This is a genomic window from Microcoleus sp. AT3-A2 (assembly GCF_036705685.1).
Classification (GTDB): Bacteria; Cyanobacteriota; Cyanobacteriia; order Cyanobacteriales; family Microcoleaceae; genus Microcoleus.
The window spans coordinates 1-19,626 of sequence record NZ_JAUBVF010000018.1 but is presented as its reverse complement, the minus strand read 5'-3'; the positions used below and the strand labels follow the sequence as shown (position 1 = coordinate 19,626).

The 19,626-nt window shown below is 42.4% G+C and carries 9 protein-coding genes and 1 pseudogene; 9 read left to right on the top strand and 1 reads right to left on the bottom strand.

The window, feature by feature from the left end:
• The first annotated feature begins 74 nt into the window (after window positions 1-74).
• The 8 genes from QUB37_RS12870 (at window position 75) to QUB37_RS12835 (ending at window position 16,798) form a co-directional block, all read left to right on the top strand.
• Window positions 75-7,451, top strand: coding sequence for a hypothetical protein (locus QUB37_RS12870; protein WP_333162476.1), 7,377 nt, complete (start codon window positions 75-77; stop codon window positions 7,449-7,451).
• 36 nt (window positions 7,452-7,487) lie between these two features.
• Complete coding sequence (locus QUB37_RS12865; protein WP_333162474.1) at window positions 7,488-8,069, top strand: CIS tube protein; 582 nt, start codon at window positions 7,488-7,490, stop codon at window positions 8,067-8,069.
• A gap of 123 nt (window positions 8,070-8,192) precedes the next feature.
• The gene (locus tag QUB37_RS12860) at window positions 8,193-9,926 is read left to right on the top strand and encodes a VgrG-related protein (protein ID WP_333162473.1); all 1,734 of its coding nucleotides are present in this window, start codon (window positions 8,193-8,195) and stop codon (window positions 9,924-9,926) included.
• Between the two features lie 191 nt (window positions 9,927-10,117).
• Window positions 10,118-11,161, top strand: a complete 1,044-nt coding sequence (locus QUB37_RS12855; RefSeq protein ID WP_333162471.1) for an eCIS core domain-containing protein — start codon at window positions 10,118-10,120, stop codon at window positions 11,159-11,161.
• A gap of 267 nt (window positions 11,162-11,428) precedes the next feature.
• The gene (locus QUB37_RS12850) at window positions 11,429-12,706 is read left to right on the top strand and encodes a type III secretion system chaperone family protein (RefSeq protein ID WP_333162469.1); all 1,278 of its coding nucleotides are present in this window, start codon (window positions 11,429-11,431) and stop codon (window positions 12,704-12,706) included.
• A gap of 127 nt (window positions 12,707-12,833) precedes the next feature.
• Window positions 12,834-13,259 carry a GPW/gp25 family protein gene (locus tag QUB37_RS12845; protein WP_333162467.1) on the top strand — a complete coding sequence of 142 codons (426 nt, stop codon included), beginning with the start codon at window positions 12,834-12,836 and terminating at the stop codon, window positions 13,257-13,259.
• Window positions 13,256-15,499 carry a putative baseplate assembly protein gene (locus QUB37_RS12840; RefSeq protein WP_333162465.1) on the top strand — a complete coding sequence of 748 codons (2,244 nt, stop codon included), beginning with the start codon at window positions 13,256-13,258 and terminating at the stop codon, window positions 15,497-15,499. The genes QUB37_RS12845 and QUB37_RS12840 overlap by 4 nt, the downstream gene beginning before the upstream one ends.
• Window positions 15,500-15,775: 276 nt before the next feature.
• Window positions 15,776-16,798, top strand: coding sequence for a phage tail protein (locus tag QUB37_RS12835; protein WP_333162463.1), 1,023 nt, complete (start codon window positions 15,776-15,778; stop codon window positions 16,796-16,798).
• Between the two features lie 18 nt (window positions 16,799-16,816).
• Here the strand turns inward: QUB37_RS12835 and QUB37_RS12830 are convergent, their stop codons facing one another.
• Window positions 16,817-18,805, bottom strand: coding sequence for an ATP-binding protein (locus QUB37_RS12830; RefSeq protein ID WP_333162461.1), 1,989 nt, complete (start codon window positions 18,803-18,805; stop codon window positions 16,817-16,819).
• A gap of 121 nt (window positions 18,806-18,926) precedes the next feature.
• Between QUB37_RS12830 and QUB37_RS12825 the strand changes: the two are divergent.
• Window positions 18,927-19,626: pseudogene (locus QUB37_RS12825) on the top strand (hypothetical protein); the annotation flags it as partial.

Here is a 19,626-nt window from a genome sequence, read left to right as displayed (position 1 = left end):
CAAAATTGATATTGTAGCAATATTTTGGAGAACTGGTATAAATTGAAGTAAAAATCTGCTTTTAGATAATTATTATGACTCTAAAACCTCTGGGTTTGAAAGATTCTTTAATTCAACCCTCTTCTCTTGAACCATTGCGATCGCCACCCCCTTTAGAGCAATCTTTAACTCCACTAGGGCCAAGCTTGCAGCCGTTGGGTAATTCTGTGATGCAGCCATTACTAGAGGTAAATGAAGATTGGGAACTCGGCAACTGGCAATTAGACGCGGGGATGCAAGGAGGGGAAGATGCGGGAAATTTTGCTGGGAGAATTTCCCGGTTTTCCGATGACCGATTATCTATTATAGATAGAACTGAAATTAACTCACAAGCAAGCGAAACGCTTCCTTCCCAAAAGCTTGAAGAAAATTATCCGACAAATAGCGGAGGCGAAAATGAGTCTTTATCTGCCAATGCAGAAGCATTGAATACCTCTGAAAGCCCAACGAATAATATCGCTCAACTAAAACCTTTAGGGATTTCAAAGCCTCTCATTCAAACTGCGGGTTTGGAAATTTCCAGTTTATCAGAATTGCCTCAATTTGTACAAAAGCAAAGTACACCTAGTTTAGAAATTTTTGGTTCCGTATCTGAAGAAAGTTCGAGTTTGTCTAATTCGATATCAACAGAGCTATCAGATTCGATGTCAACAGAGCCATCAGATTTGCCTGTAATAAGCAGTTCTAACAATCGTTATTTAGGTTTTAACGATCGATTAATTTCTCCCTTTATAGCTGAACTTTTACCGCAACAGCCAACGATTTATACCGAGAAACTAAATTTAACTACGGAGGATTCGCCGCCCGCATCTACTATCAATAGGGGAGAGGTAGAAGCGATCGCGCCAGATTCACTAAACTTAATCTCACCTCAAATTTATCCATTATCATCTCAAGAATCTGTATCACTACAACCAGAAATAAGCCAAGAGCACAAACAAGATTTAACAGTCAGTACGAAGGGACAAGTGGAGGCAAGCGGAGCAAGTTCGCTGGACTTAATTCAATCCAAGCCTGCACCAACATCTCCTCAAAAAATTACAGCGTCACAGCCAGAGACTCTCGTACAAAAAACAGAAGATTTAACTGATACTACTGAGGGAGATGTAGGAACGATCGCTCCAACTTCTCCCAACTTAATTCAATCTAAAATTTATCCTTCATTATCTCAAGAATCATATCTCTTATCGCCATATATAAATAAAGAACAACAAGGTTTAACAGCAAAAACTGAAGCCGAAGCCGAAGCGCTCGCAGCAGATTCATCCAATTTAATCCAAACAAAAGTTTCATCAACACCCACTCAAGAAATAATAGCGCCACAATTAGAAACAATTCAAGAACAACAAAATTTAACAGTTAAAACTGATGGACAAGTGGAAACAAGCCTACTAAGTCCGTCGAATTTAATTCAATCCCAACTTGCACCAACCTCCTCCCAAGAAATTACATCGCCACAGTCAGATACTCTCGTACAAAAAACAGAAGATTTAACTGATACTACTGAGGGAGATGTAGGAACGATCGCGCCTACTTCTCTCAACTTAATCCAAGCCCAACCTTCTCCCACATTATTACCAAAAGCAATTGCAAAACAACAAGATTTAAGGGCTCAAACTGAGGTAGAGATAGAGGTAGAAGCGAGTGTTGCAACTTCTCCCAACTCGATCCAATCTAAAGCTTCCCCAGTATCAACTCAAGAAGCTGGCTTATTACAGCTAGAATCTACGGGAGAAGAGACTAAAAATTTAATCGAAGAGGGGGAAATGAGTGTTGCGACTTCTCCCAACTCGATCCAATCTAAAGCTTCCCCAGTATCAACTCAAGAAGCTGGCTTATTACAGCTAGAATCGCTTCCAGAAGCAACTGAAGGTTTAACAGAAGAAGAGGGAGAAACGAGTATTGCAACTTCTCCCAACCTAATCCAATCTAAAGCTTCACCAGCAACATCTCAAGAAGCTAGCTTATTGCAGTTAGAATCGCTCCCAGAAGAGACTGAAGAAAATACGGACGATTCAACTGCTCAAAATGATGGAGGAGAAGTCCAAGAAAGCACAACTGATTTATCCAAATCAATTTCTGCTAAAGTTTCACCAGCACTAAATCAAGAAATAGTATCACCGCAACTAGAAACAAGTCAAGAACAACAACAAGATTTAATCGCTCGAAGTGAACCAGAGGTAGAAACGAGTGTGGCAACTTCTCCCAACTCAACCCAATCTCCAACTTCATCAGCAACATCTCAAGAAGCTAGCTTATTGCAGCTAGAATCGCTTGTAGAACATACAGAAGAAAATACAGGAAATTCAACTGCTCAAACTGATGGAGGAAAAATCCAAGAGAGTACAGCAGATTTATCCCACTCAATCTCTGCTAAACTTTCATCAATACCAACTCAAGAGATAGTATCACCACAAGTAGAAATAAGTCAAGAAAAACAACAAGATTTAACCGCTCGAACTGAACCAGAGGTAGGGACGATCGCACCTGCTTTTGGCAATTTAACTCAAACCCAACTTTCACGGAGCTTATTACCAGAAGCAATTGGGGAACAACAAGAAGTTTTAACTGCTAAAACTGAGGTAGAGAACAATACGATCGCCCCAGATTCACACAACTTAACTCAATCTTCTGCTTTCTTAAAACCGTTGCCCGAAACTACATCGCAACAACCAGCAGTAATTGCAAAACAAACACCAGATTTTGTCGAGCGAGCTGAGGAAGAAGAGGATGCGATCGCCTCAAGTTCATCTAATTTAGTTCAATCTAAACCTATACCAGTATCATCTCCACAAATTACATTCTCCCAGTCAGAAACAATTGGAGAAGAAACAACAGATTTTACTACTACAAGTGAGGGAAATATAGATGCGATCGCCTCAAATCCCTCCTATTTAATTCAATCTCAACAGCAGCCTGGATCGAATCAAGAAGTAGTTGCAGAAGAAACAGAAGGTTTAACTGCTAAAACTGAACCAGAGATAAATGCAAACACCTCAACTTCACCCAATATAATCCAATCTAAACTTTCTCTCGCACCACCGGCAGAAGCCATTCAAGAAGAAAGGGAAAACTTTACAGGAGACATTGGGGAAGAGGTAGATGCGATATCACCAAATTATCCAAGCTTAATTCAATCTCAAAGTTTCCAAGGAGCGTCACCAGAAACCACACCAGTACAGCTAGAAACAGCAGGAGAGCAACAAGAAGATTTAGCGCCTCAAACCGAGGGAGAAGTAGAAACCAGCGCACCAATTTCGACTAGCTTAATTCAATCCCAACCTACACCACTACCGTCTCAAGAAATTACCTGGCCGCAGTCAGAGGCTATCGTACAAAAAACAGAAGCTTTGACTGATAAAACTGATGGAGAGATTGAGGCTACCGCACCTGCTTCTAGCGATTTAACCCAAGCCCAACCTCTTCTCACATCATTGCCAAAAGTAATTGGAGAACAACCTGAAGCTTTAACTGCTAAAACTGAACCAGAAGTAGAGGTGAGTGTCCCAACTTCACCTACCTTAATTCAATCTTCTACTTCTCCACTATTATCCCCAGAAATTATATCGCCACAATCAGAAACAATCGGAAAACAACAAGAAGATTTAATGGCTCAAGCTGAGCGAGAGTATGAGGCAAATGTACCATATTCACCAAACTTAATCCAATTTAAATCCAATTTAGAAGCGATTACAGAAAGCAGGGAAGGTATAACAGCTAAAACGAACGGAGAAGCCGAAGCGAGCGCACAAAATTCACCAACCTTAATCCAGCCTAAAGTTTCACCGTTATTACCTCAAGAAGCCCCCCCAATACAGCCAGACATAAATCGAGAACAACAAGATTTAACCGCTAAAATAGAGGGAGATGTGAGTGCGAACGCATCAGGTTCGCTTAATTTTATTCAATCCCAACTTGCACCAGCATCGTCTCAAGAAATTATCTCATCGCAGCCAGAGTCCATCATACAAAGAACAGAAGATTCGCTCGATCGAGATCGGGAAGAGGGAGAAGCGTTCATTTCAACTTCTCCCAACGTAATTCAATCTTCTACTTCTGCAATATCGCCTTCAGAAATTGTCTCACCACAGGCAGAACTAATTGCTAAAAAAACAGAAGATTTTATCGAGCTAACCGAGGAAACCCAAGGAAATGATGGTACGATCGCATCAGATTATAACAACTTAATCCAACCTAAACTTTCTCAGGTATCCACTCAAGAAGCGATCGACGAGAAAAACGAAGACTTGATTTCTAAAACGGAAGAAGTTGCGGAAGAGAGTGCATCAACTTCTGCTGTAATTTCTCCTAACTTAATCCAATCTAAAACTTTACCAATCTCATCTCAAGAAGCTGGCTTATTACAGCTAGAGTCAATAGGAGAAGAAACAGCAAATTTAGCAGCAGTGGAAGAGGTAGAAGCGCGTGTTTCAACTTCTCCCAACTTAGTCCAATCTCAATCTTCGCCAGCAACATATCGAGAAGCTAACTTATTACAGCGAGAATCCATCGAAGAAGAGGCAGAAGATTTAACTACTCAAACTGATAGGGGAGAAGTCCAAGAGAGTACAGCGGATTTATCTAACTCAATCTCTGCTAAAGTTTCATCAATATCGACTCAAGAGATAGTATCATCACAACTAGAAGCAAATCAAGAAAAACCACAAGATGTTACCGCTCGAACTGAACCAGAGACAGAGGCAAATGTTTCAACTTCTCCCAACCTAATCCAACCTCAAACTTCTCCAGCATCAACTCAAGAAGCTGACTTATTACAGCTAGAGTCCCTCGAAGAAGAGACAGAAGATTCAACTGCTGTTCAAATTGATGGGGGAGAATTCCAAAAGAGTACAGCGGATTTATCTAACTCTCTTTATGCTAAAGTTTCACCAGCACTAACTCAAGAAATAGTATCACCGCAACTAGAAACAAATCAGGGACAACCACAAAATTTTATCGCTCAAACTGAGCCAGAGGAGGAAGTAAGTGTTTCAGCTTCTTCAAACTCAATCCAATCTAAAGCTTCACCAGTATCATCCCAAGAAGCCAACTCATTACAGCTAGAATCTCTTCCAGAAGCAACTGAAGGTTTAACAGAAGAAGAGGGAGAAACGAGTGTTGCAACTTCTCCCAACTCAATCCAATCTCAAGCTTTACCAATCTCATCTCAAGAAGCTAATTCATTACAACTAGAATCAATCTCAGAAGCAACTGAAGGTTTAACAGAAGAAGAGGGAGAAACGAGTATTGCAACTTCTCCCAACTCGCTCCAATCTAAAGCTTCATCAGTCACACCTCAAGAAGCAGACTTATTACAACTAGAGTCGCTCGAAAAAGAGACGGAAGATTCAACTGCTGTTCCAATTGATGGGGGAGAATCCCAAGAGAGTGCAGCAGATTTATCCAACTCTATTTCTGTTAAAGTTTCACCAACAATAACTCAAGAAATAGTATCACCGCAACTAGAAACAAATCAGCAACAACAACATTTAACCGATATAAGTGAAGCAGAGAAGGAAGCAAGTGTTTCAAGTTCTTCCAACTCGATTCAATCTCAAACTTTACCAGTGCCATCTCAAGAAGCTGATTTATTACAGCTAGAATCTAATGGAGAAGAGACTCAAAATTTAACAGAAGAAGAGGGAGAAACAAGTATTGCAACTTTTCCCAACTCGATCCAATCTCAAGCTTCACCAGCAACACCTCAAGAAGCTAACTCATTACAGCTAGAATCAATCTCAGAAGAGAGTGAAAATCTATTAACAGAAGCAGAGGGAGAAACGAGTGTTGCAGCTTCTCCCAACTTCATCCAGTCTCAAACTTTTCCCGCCTCATCTGAAAAATCTGACTTATTACAGCTAGAATCAGCTACAGAACCAACAGAAAAATTAAAAGAAGAAAAAGTAGAAAATGGCATTTCAAATTCTCCAAATTCGCCCCAATCTCAAACTTTACCAACAACAACTCAAGAAACTAACTTATTACAGCGAGAATCAATCCCAGAAGAAACAGAAGGCTTAACCGATCGAACTGATGGGGTAGAATCCCAAGAGTTCGCAGCAAATTTATCCCACTCAATCTCTGCTAAACTTTCATCAATACCAACTCAAGAAATAGCGCCACCACAAGTAGAGTTAAGTCAAGAAAAACAACAAGATTTAACCGCTCGAACTGAACCAGAGGTAGGGACGATCGCACCTGCTTTTGGCAATTTAACCCAAACCCAACTTTCGCCTAGCTCATTACCAGAAGCAACCGGAGAACAACAAGAAAATTTAACAGCACAAGCCGAAGGGGAAGTAAAGGCGATCGCTCCAACTTCATCCAACTTAATCCAATCTCAAGCCTCTTCCACATCACCGCCAGAAGCAATTGGCGAAGAAAAAGATTTTACCATTAACACAACGTCTCAAGGGCGTTTAGAGCGATCGAACTTAAACTCGATCGAACCCTTGGGCAATTCAATGCCTCTTGCTAAAATGTCAGGCTTATTTCTCTCTAACTTTGTAACTGATGCTGTTAACAAACCGCTTGCTTTTTCCCAAGAAAATCATCTATTATTTAATAGTTCTAAGCAAAATATTTCCCAATCGCCCGAGAAATACTTAGCCGAGGTTTCTGGAGCCACAAACTTAGAAGATACCCGAAACATTGCCCAAGTTGAAAATATACCAAATTCATGGTCAAATATATCGGAACTACTAGGTGAAACCACTAACGGTGTAACAGCTAATATAGATTATTTCAAACCATTAGGACTATCGCAAGGTCTTAACAACAGTAACAATTTGATTTTACCACACTTGCAGACTAAACACATTAATGGTGGAGACAAACAAAATAATGTTGGATTTGATACACCGACTTCATGGTCAAATATATCTGAATTATTGGGAAAAAATTATACTGGAAAATCAGAGAATATCCAAGCAAAAGAGCAAGTTACACCTGCGCCATTAAGAGAACAAGAATCTTCACCTTCTTATACTCTTCTTTCTCCAGATAGCTCTGGCAATTCTCTGCCAACAGCTAGCCCAGAGACTTCCCAACAAATAATAGGAGGTTACTCAACAAAAAACACATCAATAGACGACGAACAATTAGAACATTTAGCTCAAAAAGTTTATACGCTAATGCGACAATGGTTAGAAATAGAACAAGAGCGTCAAGGGAACCAAAGCGCAGGTTACCCGACTTGGTTAAGCAACATTACCTCAGTTTATGGAACTTCTGCTAAAGTGAGAGCGACACCAAAACAATCCACTCCCGGACAGCAACCAGCAGATGCTACTGGCGAAGTTTCCCCCGTTGATGATAAATTACAAAAACTAGCGAGAGAAATTTACTACTTAACTCGACAGCGATTGGAAATAGAGCAAGAACGTCAGGGAGGCTATTGGATCGATCGTTGATATTAGTAAAATCCTTTACACCATTCAGGAGAAATTATGCCATCACTCAGAAGCTCCACACCCATATCAGATAAATCGGGCAATTTGGTCAAAGCGACTTTAATATCAGATGATGGCGTACCGCCAATTGAATTTATGTTTAACCCTACCGAACTACTTTTTGAGGGAGTTGTGGAAACATCCGAAAGCCCCGGCGCGCGCACCCAAGATAAAGGACAGCCTAAAGTAAGCTTTTCTCACGTAAAGGCTTACAAAGTCACCGTCAATAAAATTTTGTTTGACACTTACGAAGATGGCGGAGATGTCGTCAAGCAGTATATTGACAAATTTAGAAAAGCCGTTGAATTTGTCCAAGGGAAAGAACGCCCACCTATTTATCAATTTATGTGGGGCAAACAGGTTTACCTGCGGCGTTGCTTTATTGAAAAATTGAGCTATAAACTCACTATGTTTCTCCCCGATGGAACACCAGTCCGTGCCGTCATCGATAGCCTAACTTTAAAAGAAGCTGATGAACCCAAAGAAAACGGGCCTGTAGGTGCTAAACCTCCAGCTCAAGTAGACCGTCAAACAGATAGTTTGAGTAGCCGGAAAGGGTCAAGTAAGCCGAATTCTTGACTTTCAAGTATCTAGCAAATGCAACAGATAGTCCTGGCAAACGAATTCTTGACTTTCAACTATTTAGCAGAGCCAAAACCACTTGACAAGATAAACCAACATAAAATTAATCACCTAAAGCTTATGACAGGAGTACATTACCGCGCCCTACCAACATTAGAAATAGATGGCCAAAAAGCTCCTTCCAACTTAATGGAAGATCTTCTTCAAATCATTGTCGAAGAAAGCTTGCATCTGCCAGGAATGTTTACCTTAGTGATTCAAAATGATTATTTCCCCGGTCGCAGCCAGGATCAAAGTTGGCGCTATCAAGATTTATTACAAATTGGTAAATCCGTCAAAATAGGCTTTACCTCTAGCACGACAGAATCTAAGGATTACAGTAAAGACAGCCAAAACTCCGTCATGGAAGGCGAAATAACAGGAATTGAAACCTTCTTCAGTGAAAAATCTCAAGCTCCTGTAATTGTTCGCGGTTACGATGCCGGTCACCGCTTGCATCGAGGACGTTACAACCGTTCTTTTCAGAATATGACCGACAGCGACATTGTGAAGAAAGTAATTCAAGAAGTTGGCATAGAAACTGGCACTATTGATGCTAGTGGTGTGGCACATGACTATGTTTTTCAAGAAAATCAAACTAACATGGAATTCTTGCGAGAACGCGCCGGCAGAATTGGATTTGAATTGTTTGTTCAAGAGGGAAAATTAAATTTCCGCAAACCAAAAGCCGATGGTAAAGAAATAACTCTTAAATGGTTGACAGACCTGCGCAGCTTTCGCGTGCGAGTAACCAGCGCAGAGCAAGTAAAAGAAGTAGAAGTAAGAGCTTGGGATTACAAAGAAAAAAGAGCAATTGTCTCAACAAAAAATCAAGAACAAGTTATTACTAAAACACAAAACGGTAAAGGCAGCGATACCAGTAGTAAATTTAACGGCAAGCCGCCTAAACCGAAAATGATTTTAAATTGGACTTGCTTTAGCCCCAAAGAAGCCGATACCAAAGCTCAAGCTTTGTGCGATGAATTGGGCGGACAATTTATCTATGCTGATGCCAAAGCTGAAGGAAATACCGAAATTCGTCCGGGGCGTACGATCGAATTAGAAAAAATGGGACAGCACAGTGGGAAATACTACGTTACTTCAACTCGGCATACTTATCACGAGCGAGTATACCTAACAGAATTCAGCGTGCGAGGATTGCGCGGAGGCGACCTTTTAACCACTCTTGCCCCTCAGAAACAATTAGAACCTGGACAGACATTATTAGTAGGAATTGTTACCGATAACCAAGACCCGGAAGGTTGGGGCAGAGTTAAAGTTAAGTTTCCTACTTTAACAGAGGAACACGCCAGTAATTGGGCTAGAGTAGTAGCAATTGGTGCGGGAAAAGAGCGAGGATTTGACTGTTTGCCAGAAATAAATGATGAAGTATTGGTAGCATTTGAACAGGGCGATATTCACCGTCCCTATATAATTGGCGCAGTTTGGAACGGCAAGGATTTAACCCCCAATCCGGTAAAAGATAATGTAGCTGATGGCAAAGTGCGGTTGCGGACCTTTAAAACCCGCGTCGGGCATAAAATTCAGTTTGTGGAGGAAGACAAAGGTAGCAGTAAAAAAGGTGCTTGTATTGAAACGGCAGGCGGTCATAAATTAATCATCAATGACAGCGAAAAATTTGTCGAAATTGAAACATCGGGGGGGCAGAAGTTAAGGCTGGATGACAGCGCTCGCACTGTCAGCATTGATTCTAAGGGAACCATTACCATAAAAGGTACTGGGCCGATTACAATTAACAGTACTTCTGGTCCGATTACTCTAAAGACAGCTCAATCAGTTAAGGTTTTCCCTTAATTTCACGGTTAAGAACTGGCGGCAGTCTATACCTTACCAATTCATGGTTAACATTTATTGAGAAATCAATAAATTTACCAACGAGACTGCTATAATCATGGCTGCGATCGACTGGCATTAATTTTTTGCCAACCCTTAAACATGAAGTAGGTCTATACAGCACGTGCCACTGAGTCTGGAGAAACTAAGCAATGAGCGAACAAGTACCAGCCCAAAAGGAAAACTCAGCGACGTCATCTCAGGCTACTCAACAAAGTTTGCCCCTATTTGAGCAACATCCTTTTATCGATGCACCCTCTGAAACGGTTGGCAACAATTCAAACATATCAAAGGAATTAGAATGGATTCAACCAAAAACAATTCGTCGGAGCCTGAATTGGCAAAATATTACTATAGAAGCGCCTCCTCCTAGCGATGAGAACTCTTTGCCAAGTGGCATTCAACCCCAACATGAACAATCAGCGCCAGCACCAGCAATTAAACCTGAAGTTTTAGCAAAAGAACAAAAAAACCCAGAGGAAGCAAGCAATCCAGCAATATCCACCGACGAAGGATCGCCGCAACCAAAAATCGATCGTGATAATTTAGACTGGCAAAATACTGAGGAAGCAGAAATCCAGATGAAGTCAGGGGTACAACGAGCATCTGATGGCAGTACCCGGCCAAGTTCCTGTATCGAAAGCAGCCTCACCAATTCTAAGGGTGGAGGTAGCGCTTTATCCGATGACGTGCTCAGTTTCATGGAGTGGCACTTCGATGCAGATTTTGGTGGCATCAAAGTGCATACCAACTCGAAAGCCGTGCAGATGAACAAAGAGTTGGGAACACCGGCATTTACTCATGGTAGCGATATTTACTACGGAGCAGGGACACCTCCCGGCAAAAATGAATTGACGGCGCATGAATTGACGCATACCATCCAGCAGGGTGTGGCGGTGAGGATGAATAAAGAAGTGCAACCACAACCTCAAAAAAAGGAAAAACAAGAAACACTTCAAGCGAAAGAAATTCCGATCGCTCGGGAAAAAAAGTCACTTCAAAAAACCCCCTTTAACAAAGAAAGCAGCTTTAAAGCATCGGGAACACAAGACAAAACCCTTGCTGCGAAGGAACTCCCCAGTCATAACATCATCCTCAGCCACAATAAGGAACTGCTCAAAAAAACACTTGATGGGGAACAACAAGAAACGCAAGAGGAACCGATTCAAGCCAAGCAATTCACTAATTCTTGCTAGATAGCATTGAATATGGCTCTCCTGAACTTGTGGTGATAAGTTAATCTAATGTCTGGTAATGGGTAATAGGTTCCGAATCGAGAGCCAATTACCAGTTACCCGGTAGCCAAATATACATTTTACCCCAAGTATCCGAAAGAGCCGTGTTGATTTACCAATTTGAACAAAATAATGTTGTATCAATTTGGGATTTCGCTTGAAGTAACTAAGGAATTTAAAGAGTGGGTAGATCCAAATTTATCTGAATTCAATGAATAAAATATTGCTATGGCAATAGATTCAATGGGCAAAGGTTTTGAAGAATTAGCTGAATTGAGTTCCTCTGACATCAGTCAGAATATTTTGTCAGCAATTATCAATTTTTTCACCTCACATGACTGGCCTTTTGTCAAAATTCAAAGTGAGCCAGTTCTGCACATGATATTAAGTGGTAAAAATGGAAAATGGACTTGCTACGCTAAAGCTAGAACCGAGCGAGCACAATTTGTATTTTACTCGATTTGCCCGGTTAGCGTACCAGAATCCAAGCATTTAGCCCTTGCAGAATTCATCACGAGAGCTAATTATGGCACGATTATTGGCAATTTTGAACTAGACTTTGCAACGGGTGAAATTCGCTACAAAACCAGCATCGATATATCGGGTTCGACGCTGGCTTCTACCCAGATAAAACAGTTGGTTTATGCCAACGTGATGATGATGGATGAATACTTGCCAGGAATTATATCTGTTATCGATGGCGATGTGGAAGTAAAAGATGCGATCGCATCCATAGAATCCCCACCAACAACGCAATCGGACGGTGCTCCCGCCCGTAATGAATCCCCACCAACACGATCGGACGATGCTCCCGCCCGTAATGAATCCCCACTAGAAAATCCCCCGTCACCCGATGCTCGCTCGCAACCAGTAGAGATTAAAAATACTCCCCCCAGCACCGTTATACTTCCCGACGAGCCAAAACCAAACCTCAACAACAATTCTTTTCCTCCCTTACCACAGCCAGCTACTCCTGTCAATAAGATCGAGCAATTACCGACTAATTCGCCGTCAGAAAAACCCAAACATATAGGCGAAATATTATCCCTGTTAACCTTAGAAGAAATAGCCGATTTCGATCGAGTTAGGGTGATGTTGAATACCAAACAACCCTTCGTCGCTAAAACTCTTATGACTAAGCTGGAAAAACAACTCACAGCCAGATTAAATGCAGATGGCTCGACAATTTTTGCGAATAGCAAGAACTTCTTTGAGCAGAACAAAACACCTTTAAAAACAGCAAACCTAATTCGTCGTTATTGGAATTTGGTTGACCGAAGCAGACAACTAATAGAAGGCGGTAAAAATAACGCACCATCAATTAGACAAGCAATTGGTTCGACATTATTGGTTGTCGAAAAACTAGCGGCTCGCATCGAAGCCCGAATAGCACAACTTATGGCAAGTTATGTAGACGCCAAATTAGAGATAGAATGTTTAATTGAAATCGAACAATTAACAGAACAATTGACTTATTGCGTCGAACAACTCAAAAATAGTACCTGAGAGTTATCGCATTCGCACTTCTCCTTTCACCAGCGTTGTATTAATTCGCAACATTCACCCGATCCAACAAGCGATCCTTCATACCCAATCTTGCAGTAAAATATACGAAGGCAAAAAACTTACAACCATGCCAGAAGATTATTACTATCCTCAACCAGAAGACTACATCGGAGGCGGACTCGCATTTCCCTTACAAGTCAACGTACAAGGTGGCGTCCAACTCAGCTCAAGCAGCCACAACATCGAAGAATCTATAGTCATCATCCTGCGAACGGATTTAGGAGAACGGGTGTACCGACCAAATTTCGGCTCGCGGCTGTCAGAATTGGTCTTTGAACCGATGAACGTTCAAACTCTGCTTCTGCTCCGTTTATACGTAGAACAAGCATTAGAAATGTGGGAACCTCGCATTATTTTAAAAGAAGTGCGTGCCGATCCAGACCCGATTAGAGGTAGAGTAGATATCGAAATAATTTACCAACCCAAAAACAGCCCCGATCCTCGCAGCTTAGTTTATCCATTTTACTTATCCCCAACAGGTCAAGAACCGTGAAATTTGACTTTTTACCCGAACTCCCCAAATCCGATCTCGATGACCGAACTTTTAACGACCTCGTAGAAGAATGTATCCTGCGCATTCCCCGCTACTGTCCGGAATGGACTAATCATAACCCGGGCGATCCGGGAATTACTCTGATTGAATTGTTTGCTTGGTTAACCGACCAAATGTTAATGCGGTTTAACCAAGTTCCCCGACGAAATTATGTGGCATTCCTAGAATTATTGGGAATTCGCTTGCAACCACCTGCACCCGCTTGGTGCGAGTTAACATTTTATTTAACTAAGGCACAACCAGAAGCAATTAAAATTCCCTACGCCACCGAAGTGGCAACGGTGCGAACCGAAACTCAACAATCAATTATTTTTAGTACGGATGAGGAATTCACGATCGGCAACCCTCAAATCCGGCATTTTCTTACGGGACTAACAGAAGAAGATAGACCGGAAAACTTGCGTGATCGCACTCCCGTTAACAGCCAATGGTGGAATTTAGAAGAAACCTTGCTCTTCGAGCAAACGCGACCTAAAAACTGCTTTTATTTAGTTTTACAAGCAGACCGAGAAAATCCGATTACCGGCCACGTAATTGCTTTCACTTTTAGAGGAGAAGCAGCTAGAAGCACCGGGATTAATCCAGATGACCCCCCCTTAAGATGGGAAACTTGGAACGGTACAAATTGGCAGTCAACGATTTTGCGAAAACAAGAACACGATCGAACAAAAGGCTTTAGTTTTAGCGAATTAGGACAGCAAAGCACTAATCCTATAGTTGATGGAGCGGATGTAATACTGCATTTACCCCAACAATTCCCGATCGCGGATTTCGGCACAGAATATCGCGGTCATTGGATACGCTGCGTTTACACCACTCCCAAAGAATTGCAATCGAGTTATAGCAGTTCGCCTAGCATTGTCGGCATAGCAGTTCGATCGATCGGCGGTGCAGTAAATGCTAGCGAATGCGTTCGGGTTGAAAACGAACTTTTAGGAGTCAGCGATGGCAAACCGGGACAGTTATTTCAATTACAAGCCAAACCAATTTTAAACCGAAAAGCAGGCGAACATATTGAAGTGAGGCCGATTAATAGCCCAGCCGAAATCTGGCAAGAAGTTAAGGATTTTTCTAACTCCGGCCCTGATGACCTTCACTATACTATTGATTCTCAAACAAGTACGATTCAATTCGGTCCGTTGATTCGAGAACCGATGCAAATTAAGCAAAGAACCAGAGAGCGATCGCAAAATCAACCAGGCGGCACTATTGTACGGCGAACTTCCACAGAAAACCGCAATTTATCCAACATACAACCAGACTATGCCAGTGGCGCTCCTAATGAAGCATTAGAGCGACAGTACGGTAAAGTTCCTCCCCCAGGCGCGGAAATTTATATGGTAGCCTACCGCACGGGAGGAGGAAGTCGCGGCAACGTGCAAGCGGAAAAATTAATTGTAATTAAACAAGCAATTCCTTACGTTAAAAGCGTCATAAATTATCAACCAGCAGTGGGAGGAATCGATCCAGAATCGCTGGATGAAGCCGTAATTCGAGTCCCGCAAATATTGCGGACTAGAGAATCTGCCGTAACGCCAGAAGACTTTGAAAATGTCGCTCAAACATCAAGCAGAGCTGTCGCTCGCGCTCATTGCCTCACCAATGCAACTAATGCGACACCCGGTCGAGTTACGCTATTAATTGTGCCGAAAGTCGATACGGAAACGATCGATTTTCGGTTGGGAATGCACCCCGATCGATATTTTGCTCTCAACTCTCAATTGGAAACAGAAATTCTCGAATACATGAAAGACCGCAAGCCTTTGGGGGTTCAGGTGAAATTACAGGAACCAGAATATGTCGGAGTGAGCGTTACAACTGAAGTTATCATCGAGCCAAAATATAACAATCCTCGCGCGATCGAACAGATCCGCACTCAATTGCTGATAGCTTTATACCGCTTTCTCAATCCCCTAACTGGTGGAACTGAGGGAAAAGGTTGGGATTTAGGTCGTCCCGTATCTCGATCGGATATCTTTGCTTTAGGTCAAAAAATTCCAGGAGTTCGCTATTTAGAAATGGCAGAATTGTTTGAGTTGCGAAAATATGCCTCGGGATGGTTTCGCGAAGAATTGCCCCTAGATACGATCGCTCCTGGCTCTTTAGGTTTAATCTGTTCTTGGGCAGATGAAGAAAATAGTCGATTAAGATCGGGCCATAGTATCGAGTTTTTTGATTAAAAGGTAATGGACTAAGCGTTGCGGAGGGAATTGGAAATAAAAAGGACTGATGGCTAATTCCCAATTCCCAACAGCACGACACGGATAACACGGATACACGGATAGGTTTTTCGGGAGTTTTTAGGGAGTGCGTGAGTTTTAAGTTTCGAGTGCGTGAATTAAGAACTGTCTTTAACTCAAAACTCACGCATTCACCCACTCAGGCACTCCTTACCTATTACCTATTACCCATTACCCATTACCCATTACCCATTACTCATTACAATCTAAAATCGAATGTCTCAATCTAATTACCGTCCAACTTTAGCGATTAAATTAGCCTCAATGCAACCTCCAGAAGCAGCAGATTCGTCAGCTTTAGCAGGTTTTGCCGGGAATAATACAGAAATGGCGATCGCCAACAATCTCCTCCTCCAACCTGGGGAACCTGGGGAAATGTTAGTGCAGTTAGAAAACTTGGGAGGCCGCCCGCTGCGATGGCGATTGGAAATTGAAGGAGATTTTCCTCTTGGTTGGTGCAGTTGGCAACAGGAAGAAGCCGAAGAAATTGCTCCCAATCAAAAAGTGGATAAATCGCTATGTTTCGAGATTCCCGAAGATTATTTTGAAAATCAGTATGCTTTAAATCGCGGGCGCGATCGCTTAAAAATTAATTATGAAACTCAAGTTTATGTCTACGCTGAAGCTCAAACCTCGCGGCAACTCGTTGCTTATCGAGTGTTTAACCTTTGCGTGCGTCCCTCTACTTCCTACCTAAATTTTCTCCCCGCAATTTACCGCGAAATAGACTTTATCGGCAGATTTTTAACAATTTTTGAACAAGCATTTGACCCTGCCGTCCAAACAATGGACGTGTTATGGGCTTATTTAGACCCTTTGACAGCACCGGAAGCGTTACTTCCTTTTCTCGCGCATTGGGTTGCTTGGCCGATCGATCGCCGTTGGGATATTAAACAGCAGCGCCGTCTAATTCGCAATGCACTAGAACTTTATCGCTGGCATGGAACGCGGCGGGGTTTGCGTTTTTATTTGCATCTTTACACGGATTTACCATTAGATGAAAATTTACCGGAAGCTGAAAAACATATCAGTATTGAAGAAATTTTTATGCGTGGTTTTGTGATGGGAGAAACGATAATTGGCAGGGATTCAATGTTGGGCGGCGGGCGTCCGTTTCATTTTATTGTGCGCTTGCGTCCCGAACCGGATCGGCCAATTGATGAACGATTGGTTAGAGATATTATTGAGCGAGAAAAACCGGCTTTTTGTACTTACGATCTTTTGATTTCTCAGACATAACTGGTTGCCAATATAATTTTAAACCCATCCACCAATTTCCGAACCCGTCAGCGTCCTTTCCAACTTCATATACTCGCTTTGAGTTGCCTGTAAAATATGTTTCATCATCACTGGTTCCTTAGCCTCGGCTGCAAGAAAAGCCGCATTTAAAGCAATGCTGCAAATATTTCCCCCCGCTACGTTCAAGCGCGCCAGATTGCGAAAATCCAATCCTTCTGTAGGTGTATTCTGGGGAAATACCCGCTGCCAAATTAGAATACGCTCAGCAGTGTCCGGGAATGGGAACTTAACAACGAAACGGATGCGGCGATTGAAAGCATTATCTAACGAATCTTTCAGGTTAGTTGTTAAAATTGCCAAACCTTGATAAGATTCCATGCGTTGCAACAAATAGCTGACTTCTTGGTTGGCATATCTATCCCGACTGTCTTTAACTTCAGAACGCCTGCCAAATAAAGCATCAGCTTCATCAAACAACAACACCGCACCGCAATTCTCTGCCGCATCAAATATCCGCCGCAAATTCTTTTCTGTCTCGCCAATATATTTGCTCACCACCGCACTTAAATCTATCCGGTACATATCTAAATTGAGTTCGTTGGCTACCACCTCCGCTGCCATTGTTTTTCCAGTCCCGGACATCCCAGCGAATAAGGCACTAATACCCAATCCCCGCGCGCTTTTACCGCCAAATCCCCAACGATAATAAACTTGCGATCGCTGCCTGATTTGGGCTACCATTTCCCGCAGCATTTCGCGTTGTTCCGAGGGTATTACTAAATCATCCCAAGTAGCGACTGACTCAACGCGCGCCGCCAAATCGTCGAGTTGGGGACGCGCTATCTCCCGACAGGTATTCCACAAAATTGCGTCAAAATTTTTGGGGCTTGAACTGTTGACTTTTGACGCATTTAATGCTTCCGTACAAGCAGCTTGAATCGCACCCGAACTGAGATTGAAATAAGAAACTAACGTTTCTACTTGTCCGTTAAGTTCTGCTGCTGCACTTCCCAAATTATGCTGCCAGATGGCTGCTTGTTCGCTAGTAGTTAATTTAGGTACGTTGAAAGTTATACCTGATTTTTTGAGAGAGGAAATGCGTTCACCAGATATTATGATTAATGGAGTTTTAATAATTTCAACTAGATGTTGTATCACATCTAATACTGCCATTGTTACTGTGTTATCTTGATGACAGTCTAGCAATAGAACACTATTAAAAAGTATTGCAAAGCGTTTCCAGCGCTGAACCAAATAATTAAGTTCGCTGGCAACAACTGGCAGCCGGGAAGCTTTAATTGTAAAAAGCTGGCATCCGGAAACAGAGCAAGCACTTGCAACAATATCCTGAATAACCGCTACTTCTAAACCGCACAACTGGACAATAGTATTTTTAGATATTGTATGATTTGCTAAAAATTTTGCAAGATCCGCAGCGATTTGTTCTGGGGCTGGCTGTAACTTAATTGCAGGTGCTTGAGATAAATTTATCTCTTTGATTGTGTTTGACAAAAATGAATCCAAACAAGGTTCGCCCAAGAGGTAGCAGAGGAGCGTTTGGTCAATTCGTAAAGGACTCAGGGTTAAAGGAAAGCTGGCACCAATTTCAATTAACTGATTTTGTTGGAGGGGAGAATAAGAAGAAACAACGCTCCAATCGAAAGAAGGAAAGATTATTGAAGCTAGGGTGAATGTAGGATAGTTTAATTGTGGGTCGTCGTGGATGGTGGCGCAAGCAAATCTTAAATCGGGCATTAATTCCATGCCGGCGCACGTTAATAAAATATCGCGTTCGATCGCGCTGAGTCCGAAAGTAACGCACAGTTCGTCCAAGCGAAATAAGGGATTGATGGGTGAATCGGGAGGAATTGGCGATACAGGTGCCTGCGGGGTCGATCGTTTTTCAATGGCAGGATGATATTGTGCGAGAATTTGACGCACTCCCTCAATTTGGGCTAACAGATAATGGTAGTTAGCTTTGTACCAGTCCTTGCTGCTTGGTGTCATAGTTGTTTGCAGTTTTTTTATTTAGATAGAAATTGTGGGGTATTGCCAGCGATCGGCGATCGGGATATACTGAGAACGCTTAAACGCTTAAACGCTTAAACTGTGCAGTGCAGGGGCTTGTATGTTTCACCAGAAAGTGCAGAGAGTGAATTCGGATGTTTCTTTACAGCAGCAAAACCAGAGGTTTTCCCCTGGGCCCCGGAATGATTTTAAACCATTACCCCTGCCTCTCACGCCAGACGTAAAAGTTGATCTTTCTCGCTTTCCGACATCGGATTGGATAAAAAATGACCCCCTGATCAGGCGATGGGCGCGAGAAGACGCTGCTGCTGCTGCTGCTGCTGCTAAATCATCCGACACATCAAATACAACTGATGTCGCGCAACGCACCTCTGAGGACGATCGAACTTTCAGCCCCAGCCTAGAGACGGAGAACACCAATTCTACCTCTTCTAGCAATCCCTCACCAGACAACCAAATCCAAAGGAAACGGTTTTTAGAACCGAATCTATCACGCTTTCCAACATCAGATTGGATAAAAAATGACCCCCTGATCAGGCGGTGGGCGCGAGAAGATGCCGCTGCTGCTGCTAAATCATCCGACACATCATCAATACAAGCCAAACTTACCGTCAGCACACCAGGAGACAAATACGAACTAGAAGCAGATGCGATGGCAGCCAAAGTCATGGCAATGCCCCATACTGCCATTGAACCCCAACAAGAAGCACCCAATCCCACAAATCCATCCGTACAGCGCGCCGTCAACGAAGACAAAACAGTCAGCACCCAACTCGAAAACCGCATCCAAAACGCCACAG